Genomic DNA, 8,271 nt, shown 5'->3' on the forward strand with positions numbered 1-8,271 from the left:
CTGTGCCTAGGCGCAGCTGATGCCGATGCAGATGGTGTTGAGGAGGGTCAGCAGACCGATGCACTCACACGTCTGGGCGAATCCCGCTCCGTCGACGCCGACGGGGTCGGTCTCGGGAAGAGCGTGGAGTCGGGCCAGCAGTTCGAGGTCCTGGTTTTCCATGGGTTTCTCCATTTCTTTGGGGTGGCGGCAGAACTTCCTGCCGCTCAGACCGGCAGCTGGACCATCCAGTGCCGGGGACCGGTGTGGCGGAGCCGCAGGAGGAAGGCAAGGATTCCGGCGGATCCGTCGCTCCAACTGGTCGAGACGTCGCCGTACTCGTTGGGGAAGACCACGTGGCCGTGGCGATGGGCCCGTTCGGCGAGGATGAGGCGGGCCAGGCCCTCGGCCATGGCGCGATATTCGGGGTCGCCCGTCGCGTCGGCCACGTCGAGAAGGAAGTCACCGTTGCCCGCCAGTCCGTGGCACTGGGTGAGGGCGGCGCGGGAGGCGCGTTCCACGACGGCCCGCGTACCACGGCGTACGACGTCGCCGAACCTGTCGTCGCCGGTGACCTGCCACAGCCGGACGAGGAAGGTGCCGACGCCCGCGGCTCCGTGGCACCAGTACGGGGCCGTGGGTACGTCCGTGGCCTGGGCGGGCCAGTGTGCCGCGCCGCCGATGAACGCGACGTTGGCCAGCAGGTGTTCGCCGGCCGCGACAGCCAGTTCCAGGTGCTCGGGGCGTTGCGAGACGGCCGCGGCGGCGAGGAGGAAGCAGCCGATGCCTGCCGTTCCATGGGCGAAGCCGAGGTAGCGTTTGCCGGCCTCCTCGGAAACGGCCTCCGCGGGAACCGCCCAGCTCACTCCTGACGGCTCGCGCCATGCGGCGGCGGCCAAGCGGTCGGCGGCGTCGACGGCCAGCTCGGCGAAGCGCGGGTCGCCGGTACGGTGCCACAGGTGGAGGGCGGCCAGTCCGCTCCCCGCGGTGCCGTGGGTGATGTCGTAGCTGGGCGTGGGCAGTTGCGGTGCCAGGGCCAGGGCCAGCGCGTGATCGGTGAGTCGCCGGTCGCCGATGGCGCGTCCGGCGTCGTACAGGGCCCAGGCGGTCCCGCGTCCGCCGAAGTGCAGGCCGGGGCGTGGGAGGGCGGTGTCGGTGCGGCGTGCGATCCAGTGGCCGGCGGTGGAGATCAGCTCGGGCAGACGGGGGTCGCCGGTGAGTGCGTGGTAACGCGTCAGTACGGCCAGGACACCGGCCGCGCCCTGCTGCACGGTACAGGGGTCGGTCTCCCCTGCCGTGGTGGACACGGGCCACAGCCGTCGGTCGTCCGCCGGGGTCATCGAGTCGATGAGGTGGTCGACCAGGTCGGCCACCGGATCGTGAGGGTCGTCGTCCTCTGCCGTGCGGGCAACGGCGTCGGACGCCGGTCGCGCCGGGGTGGACTTCCGGAGAGCCTCGCGGGCCCTGGGCGGGTCCCACCGCTCGGCGGGATCGTCCTTCATCAAGCCGAGGAGCATGTCCGTCACGCCGTCCGGCAGGGACAGCGTTCCGGTCCAGGCGGCCAGCCAGCCGGCGAGCCGCTGTTCCGCGGCCCTGGCGGCAGGCTCCTCGGGCAGCAGGTTCGGCACCTTCCCGGCCAGGACGAAGCAGGCGGTGGCGCCCAGACTGTAGTAGTCCGCCGTCGGGGAGACGGGGGCGTCGGAGAGACGTTCGGGGGCGCTGAAGCACGGGGTGCCCAGACGGGTCGGCAGGGGGAGGTCGTCCGCCAGAACGGCGAGTTCCAGGTCGATCAGACGCAGTTCGCCGTCGGGGCGGACCATGACGTTGCCGGGTGTGAGGTCCCGTAGGACGCAGCCGTGGGCGTGGGCCGCCGCGACCAGGTCCACCAGGCGTGCGACCAGGGCCAGCGCGTCGGCGCGGTAGCGCTCGCCTCCGACGTCGCGAAAGTGTTCGGCTACCCAGGTACGCAGGGGAACCCCGGGCACCTGGTCCTCGGCCAGGAACAGGTGCCCGCTGTGTTCGAACAGCGCCAGCAGCTCCGGAGTCAGCCCCAGGCCCTTGAGCTTCCCGAGGGTCCGGGCCTCGGCGCGCAGCCAGTCACGGACGTCGCGGCCGGAGGCGTCGGCATCGACGTGCGGCCGGGCCTCCTTGATCACCACGCCGGCGCCCGTACGGACGTCGGTACCCCGGTAGACGCCGCCCTTGTTCGTGTGCCGGATCGCCTCCCGTACCGCGAAGCGTCCGGCGAGCATCACCGTGCCGCTCGTCTCCTCCGCGGTGCGCGACGGGACGGGCACCGCGGTGGGGAACGGGCACACCGCCCAAGGCGGCGGAGTGTACTGGCCGGTGCGCTGGTCCTCCACGGGGTTGCCGTCGGGGTCCTCGATGAACCAGACCAGCAGGCCGTTGTCCGACAGCCGCCGCCGGCCGACGAAGGAACCGTAGCGGTAGTGCACCAGGCTGTACGCGGTGTAGGGCTGGTCGGACAGGATCCTGGGGCCGGGCAGGCCCACCGTGGCCCGGTGCAGATCCTGCGCGAGCCGGGCCGCGTCCGTGTCGGAGCGGGGGTAGACGGTGATGAACTTGCCCGAGCTTCCCCTGGGCGTGGCACGGGAGTTGAGCGCGCTCACCTGGTCGAGCGACCTCGCGAACTTGAACGCCGAATCCTCCGGCAGCAGTACGTCGAGAGCCCTCGCGAGGACGGTCGGCGCGGACGCGACGGTGGCCGACAGGTGCAGCTTCCAGCCCTGTTCGCGCCGCGACGCGGACCGAGGCGCGACGCGGCACCATGTCTCGTCCGTGCCGGCCGTCCAGCGCGCGCCTGTTCCTGAGGCTTCCAGCGCTCGGTGAAGGAGGCCCTCCAGTCCGGCTTCGGAGCGGAGGGGACCCTCCAGTCCGGCTTCCATGGTGTGACTCGTCATTGCCTGTCCCTCCCAACAGCGAGAACCGCTGGCGGTGGGATGCCCGGTGACATAGACACGCCAACACGTAGCCTGCCGGATTCACCCCATTCGGGGAGCGTGCGGTGTCGCGCTCACCTCCGGAAAGCGCGCCCGGCGCAGGGAAGCGGTGCGGGGTGGTGCGGGTGCCGGGGGGACAACTCAGGACCAGGTGACGGGCAGTTCCACCGGCCGGGTGAACAGGTAGGTGTCCGGCTCCCAGGCGATGTCCTCGTGCTTGGCCGCCAGTGCCAGATCCGGCAGATGGTCGAACAGCGTCGAGAGCGCGGTCTCCAGGTACATACGGGCGATGTTGACGCCGAGGCAGAAGTGGGGGCCGGTGCCGAAGGTGACCGCCGGGTCCTCCTGCGTGCTGCGGTCGAGGCGGAACCGCTCCGGTTGTTTGAAGTGTTCCGGGTCCCAGGTCGCGGCGACCCAGGGGGTGACGACGGCGTCGCCGGCCCGGATGAGCACCCCGTGCAGTTCGGTGTCGGTCAGCGCGACACGGGGCATGGAGGTCATGCCGTTGTGGTGCAGTCGCAGGAGTTCGGCCACCGCGGTGGGCCACAGACCCGGGTCGCGGAGTATTCGCGCGAGTTGGTCGCCGTGTCGCAGCAGGGTGTAGACGCCGGTGGTGACCGGGCCGGTGACGGGTTCGGCGGAGGTGACGAAGAGGTACATCACCGTCGCGTGCAACTGCTCCCGGGTGATGGTGCCGCGGTGGTGGGCGCGTATCAACGCCTCCACCGGGTCGCGCGGTTCGCTGTCGAGGTCGTAGTCGGCCCCCTTGGCGCCGATGACCTCGTCGGCGAAGTCGAGCATCCACCGGGTGGAGGTACCGATCGTGGCGACCGGTGTCGTGTAGTCGACCTGCGAGCGCAGTCGGGGCACGATCTTGCGGCGTTGCCGCGGTGCCACACGCATGAGGTCGCAGGCCAGTGTCGCCGCGAGCGGGTGCGCGTACGCGCGGTGCAGGTCGGCGGGGTTGGGACCGTCGCGCAGCACCATCGCCAGATCGGCGGCGGCCAGGGCGACCGCGGGTTGGAGGGCCGTCGCGGCGGCCGGGTTGAAGAACGGCTGGACCACGCGCCGCACGATGGTGTGCGCGGGAGGGTCGAGGTTGAAGATGCCGCCGGGGACGCTGTTGAAGTCCTCTCCGGCGATGCGCTGCCCACCGGGGCCGGTGAGGTCGCGGGAGAAGTCGCGGCTCGATCCGATCGCGGTGATGTCGGTACGGCGGGTCACCAGCCACGCCCGGTGGCCGGAGGGGAACGCCACCCGGGCCACCGGCCGCTCGCGCCGCAGGACGTCGAACATCTCCGGGGGCAGGCCGTGCCCGCGGGTGGGGAAGGAGTCGGGCCAGGTCAGTTCATCGGGAATGGTCGTCACCACGGTCGTTCCTCTCATCGGTGAGCACGGACAGGACATGGCCCGCCCCGACGGTGAGGCCGGGAACTCGGCCCGCGGCCACCACGTCGTAGACGGGCACCCCGCGGTGGTACACGAACAGCGCGCGGGGTCGCGCCAGCACTCCGGTGGAGTCCAGCAGCAGCGGCGACTCGGCGAAGATGTAGCGCGTGTTGTCCTCGATCTGGGCGGGTGTGGGCTCGGAGTCGACGGAGGTGGCCAGGGCCGTGCGCGTCATCGCGTGCACCGCCTCGCGCATCGGGGCCTGGGTGCGATACGCGGTCTCGACGCGTGCCCGGATCTCCCGGTAGCGCGGCTGGGAGGCGAAGCGGGTCAGCACATGGACCCGGGAGTCCGTGTCGGGCACCCCGCAGTCGGCCAGGGCGCGACGCGCCACGTTGCGCATGTTGTGGATGACGCGCTTGGAACGCAGGACCGCGCGCCGTGGCGCCTTGCCCGCGGAGATGTCCCGCAACGCCGATTCGGGCGCCCCCGGGAGAACCACGTGCACGTCGGAGAAGGACACCGCGGCGCTTCGGCACAACGCGGTCACGGTCTCCGTGGAATAGAAGGAGTTGAACGGTGACAGCCCCAGCACCACGGTGCCGTACCGCTCGGACAGGCGAGGGCTGTGGAGGTCGAGCCCCTCCACCCGGAACCCGCTGGGATCCACGTTCACTTCTCCTCCGTCGGTTCGGTGGTTTCCGCCGGGAGGGCGCGGTCCGCGAGTTCGGTACGGGGGCCGGCCTGCGCGTGGACGATCAGCGCGTGGGGGCAGTTGAGGTAGTTCGCCCAGAACGCCTCCCCGTACCTCGCGCGGCCCTGTTCGGAGACGGTCGGACGGATCCACGAGACGCGGTCGAAACCGGCTGCCTCCAGAGCCTGTTCGTGCGCTGCCGCGGACCAGCGGAAAAAGTCCAGGTCCAGTACGTCCGGCCCGACCCAGGCCCGCATGTGCCCCGGGGTGCCCTCCGCCGGTGACTGCCGCGCGCTCAGGAGCATGCCGTAGCCGCGGTACCACTGCGGATCCGTGGAGAACTCGGGGTTGAGGACCGCGGCCACGAACCGCCCGCCCGTCGCGCGCAGTGCCCGTCGCGCCACGACACAGAACCCCTCCAACGCCTCCCGGCTGGGGGCGTAGGGCAGCACGTACACGGCCGTGACCACGTCGAACGCCCCGGCGATGCCCGGCAGATCACCGGCGGCCGGATCGGCGGCGTCCGCGGCCCGGTACTCCACGCCCAGTCCCTCGCGCTCCTCGCGCCGCCGCGCGTGCTCCACCATCGCGGCCGACTCGTCCATCCCGACCACCCGGGCCGCCCCCGCACGGCGCAGCCGACGGGCGTACAGCCCGCTGCCGCACCCCAGGTCGAGCACATCACGCCCGACGACGTCACCGACCGCGTTCAGGAAGCTGTACGCCTCGACGTGTTCCCGGAAGGGCATCAGCTCCATGCTGCGCTCGTACGCCGCCACCGTCGTGTCGAACTGGGAATTCATCGCCATCTCCTCATTCCTTTGTGTCACGTGTGTCACGCCCGGTCCCGGGACGAGTGCCACACCCTTGAAAGCCTCTGGAAGGCAGGGGCAGCCGCGCCGCCGACTCGAAACTCTTGGAGGCCCGGGCGCACCACAGCCCCGGCGTTCGGACACACGGTGGGTGTCGGGCGGGTGCCGTCGGGCACTCGTCGGAACGCGACGTGTCGTCCCCGAGCCATGGGAACGGTCGCGCCCGAGGCCGGTGTCACCGCCGTCCCCGGCGGGGCCGCGGCGGACTTCCTCGGTCGGCACCCCTCGTGCGGCCGGCGCTTCCGGCCCAGGGTCCGTACTTCGTGTCAGTCATCCTTGCCGCGATACGGCGCGGCGAGAACCCACGGGCGGCGCCGGAAGCGTGAACACGTTGAACGCCAGTCCGATCGCGAACAGCACCGGCCCCGCGGGAACAGGCACAGGCACTGGCCTTGTCGTCTAACCTCGTCACCATCGGGGGTGGGGATGGATCAGGCGGTTTTCGAATCGGTCAGGTACTTCGCCGTATGCCAGGACTGCGGTGCCGAGCTGGCATGCTGGGGAGTCCAGGCCTTGGTGAACAGCCAGTTGCGATGGGACGTGGAGTCAGCGTGTTCCGCCTGTGGATTCGCGGTAGCCGTGTGCGGTGACGACATGCCGGCCGAGCGACGGGATCAGATGCTCTTCGAGCATGGACCCGCGAGGCTGCGGGTGAGCAGTCCGCCGGCGAAGGGCGTCGCGATCATGCGTGTGCTGCGGGCCGAGTTCGGCATCGACCTGATCAACGCCCAGGCTGTGCTGCGCCGCGTGCTGGACGGTGACTACTCGGGAACGCTTCCCGAGATGGAACACCTGGCCCGCACGCTTCGGAAGTCGGGCATCGCTGCCGCAGCCACGCGTCCTTAGGTGTCTGCTTGGTGGCCCGCAAAAGTTCGCCTGGGCTCGGTGCGACTGCACAAGGCCCGCGAATGCCCGGGGTGTTGGCCATGGCACAGCCAGGCCGTACCGCGGCGGCCGGCCCGGGGGAAGCGGGGCCCTCTCGCCAAGTAGGCACGGCGCCACGGCCGGGCCGTGGTCGTACCGGCTCGATACCACCTCACCGGCACCACGACCGCCGTCATATTGTTGCCCGATGCGCGCACACCAAATTGACCGCCCAGCCGATCTCGACGTGGTCCGTGAGTCCTACGACCGGGTGGCTGACAACTACGCCCACATGGTGGTGACGACGGGAGTCGGTGACATCCGTACCCGTCCGTGGCTCAAGGCATCAATCGACGCTTTCGCCGACGCAGTGGGCGAGCTCGGGCCCGTCCTCGATGTCGGCTGCGGGCCCGGGACGGTGACCGGCTACCTCGCCGGACGCGGACTCGACGTGTCCGGAGTCGATCTCTCACCCCGCATGATCGAGAACGCGCGCCGTCTTCATCCGCAATGCCGCTTCAGCGTCGCCTCTGCCACCGATCTCGACCTGGAAGAAGCGTCCCTCGGCGGCGTGCTCGGGTGGTGGTCGCTGTTCAACCTCCCCCGCGACGTCCTTCCTCAGGTTCTCGCCCTGTTCGCGCGCGCCCTGAAACCGGGCGGCCACTTCATCACCGGAACACACGTCGGCGACGAGGACGCGGTGCGGACCGAGGCCTACGGAGGCGTACCCGTTCGGTGGACGACGCACAAATGGCGGCCGGAACAGTTCGTGGACCTGATCGAGCAGGCTGGACTGCACCCGGTCGCGGAACTTCGGCTCCCGGCGGACGAACATACCGGGCCCGGTCTGGTCGTCATGGCCAAGCGCCCCGCCTGAGGACCAGGTCCTGTCCGGTCGGTCTTCACGGATCGGCCCGGGACGTCCGACCCCGGGACGTCCGACGGAGGACGTACGCGGACGTACCTCACGTGCCGTTCACGGGTACGGGGAGCAGCGCAAGGCGGAGGATCGGCGTTGCCGATGGCCCGGTCGTACAAGGGCCATCGGCAACGCGGCGCGGTGCTGACCGTCACGGCAGCCGGCGCTCCGGGCGGGATCAGGCCGGCGGGAGTCGTTGGCCTTCGCCGCCCGGTGCCCTCCGCGCCTCGATGGCGAGGAAAGGGATCAGCAGCCGCCGTCGGGCTCGGCGCGCAGGGAGCTCACCTTGCGGTCGAAGTCTCCGAGGAGGTTGGTCTGCTGCTGGGGCGTCACCAGCTTCCACTCACCCTTGTAGTTGCTGTCGCGGTACAGGCACCAGTCGTCAGACGTCTCGTTGTTCACGCTGCGTGCCTTGTCGTTCCAGGAGATCGTCGAGAGGTCAGGGATGTCCTGGCCGACGGCATAGACCTCGCCGCCTCCGTTCGGCGAGGAGTAGAGACAGATGGATTCGTCGTGGCACTCGTACCCGGCGGTCAGGGCCACCGCCGTCTGCACGGGGGCGGCGGACAGAAGTGCCGCCGCTGCAGCGGCGGC

The 8,271-nt window shown here is 70.5% G+C and carries 8 protein-coding genes; 2 read left to right on the forward strand and 6 right to left on the reverse strand.

Going from position 1 to position 8,271, the window contains the following annotated elements; genetic code table 11:
* Positions 1-6: 6 nt before the first annotated feature.
* The 5 genes from BFF77_RS35440 to BFF77_RS04705 all read right to left on the reverse strand — a co-directional run bounded on the left by BFF77_RS35440 (position 7) and on the right by BFF77_RS04705 (position 5,831).
* Positions 7-162, reverse strand: a complete 156-nt coding sequence (locus BFF77_RS35440; RefSeq protein WP_169922610.1) for a VenA family class IV lanthipeptide — start codon at positions 160-162, stop codon at positions 7-9.
* Between the two features lie 44 nt (positions 163-206).
* Positions 207-2,900, reverse strand: coding sequence for a class IV lanthionine synthetase LanL (lanL, locus tag BFF77_RS04690; protein ID WP_245703230.1), 2,694 nt, complete (start codon positions 2,898-2,900; stop codon positions 207-209).
* Between the two features lie 180 nt (positions 2,901-3,080).
* The gene (locus tag BFF77_RS04695) at positions 3,081-4,307 is read right to left on the reverse strand and encodes a cytochrome P450 (protein ID WP_169922611.1); all 1,227 of its coding nucleotides are present in this window, start codon (positions 4,305-4,307) and stop codon (positions 3,081-3,083) included.
* Positions 4,288-4,998, reverse strand: coding sequence for a tRNA-dependent cyclodipeptide synthase (locus BFF77_RS35445; protein WP_169922612.1), 711 nt, complete (start codon positions 4,996-4,998; stop codon positions 4,288-4,290). The genes BFF77_RS04695 and BFF77_RS35445 overlap by 20 nt, the downstream gene beginning before the upstream one ends.
* Before the next feature lie 2 nt (positions 4,999-5,000).
* Complete coding sequence (locus tag BFF77_RS04705; RefSeq protein WP_066944078.1) at positions 5,001-5,831, reverse strand: class I SAM-dependent methyltransferase; 831 nt, start codon at positions 5,829-5,831, stop codon at positions 5,001-5,003.
* 657 nt (positions 5,832-6,488) lie between these two features.
* Between BFF77_RS04705 and BFF77_RS36585 the strand changes: the two genes are divergently transcribed.
* Positions 6,489-6,740, forward strand: a complete 252-nt coding sequence (locus BFF77_RS36585; protein ID WP_245703232.1) for a hypothetical protein — start codon at positions 6,489-6,491, stop codon at positions 6,738-6,740.
* 226 nt (positions 6,741-6,966) lie between these two features.
* The gene (locus BFF77_RS04715) at positions 6,967-7,635 is read left to right on the forward strand and encodes a class I SAM-dependent methyltransferase (protein ID WP_066944082.1); all 669 of its coding nucleotides are present in this window, start codon (positions 6,967-6,969) and stop codon (positions 7,633-7,635) included.
* A 288-nt stretch (positions 7,636-7,923) separates the two neighbouring features.
* Here BFF77_RS04715 and BFF77_RS04720 read toward each other — a convergent pair.
* Positions 7,924-8,271: peptidase inhibitor family I36 protein (locus tag BFF77_RS04720; RefSeq protein ID WP_141698359.1), on the reverse strand; the 348-nt coding region annotated here is incomplete at its 5' end.

Source organism: Streptomyces lushanensis, assembly GCF_001700515.1.
GTDB lineage: Bacteria > Actinomycetota > Actinomycetes > Streptomycetales > Streptomycetaceae > Streptomyces > Streptomyces lushanensis.

Excerpts from the sequence above, each read along its gene's own strand:
- BFF77_RS35440 (WP_169922610.1), bottom strand. The coding sequence starts at position 162 with ATGGAAAACCAGGACCTCGAACTGCTGGCCCGACTCCACGCTCTTCCC.
- lanL (WP_245703230.1), bottom strand. The coding sequence starts at position 2,900 with ATGACGAGTCACACCATGGAAGCCGGACTGGAGGGTCCCCTCCGCTCC.
- BFF77_RS04705 (WP_066944078.1), bottom strand. The coding sequence starts at position 5,831 with ATGGCGATGAATTCCCAGTTCGACACGACGGTGGCGGCGTACGAGCGC.
- BFF77_RS36585 (WP_245703232.1), top strand. The coding sequence starts at position 6,489 with ATGCCGGCCGAGCGACGGGATCAGATGCTCTTCGAGCATGGACCCGCG.
- BFF77_RS04715 (WP_066944082.1), top strand. The coding sequence starts at position 6,967 with ATGCGCGCACACCAAATTGACCGCCCAGCCGATCTCGACGTGGTCCGT.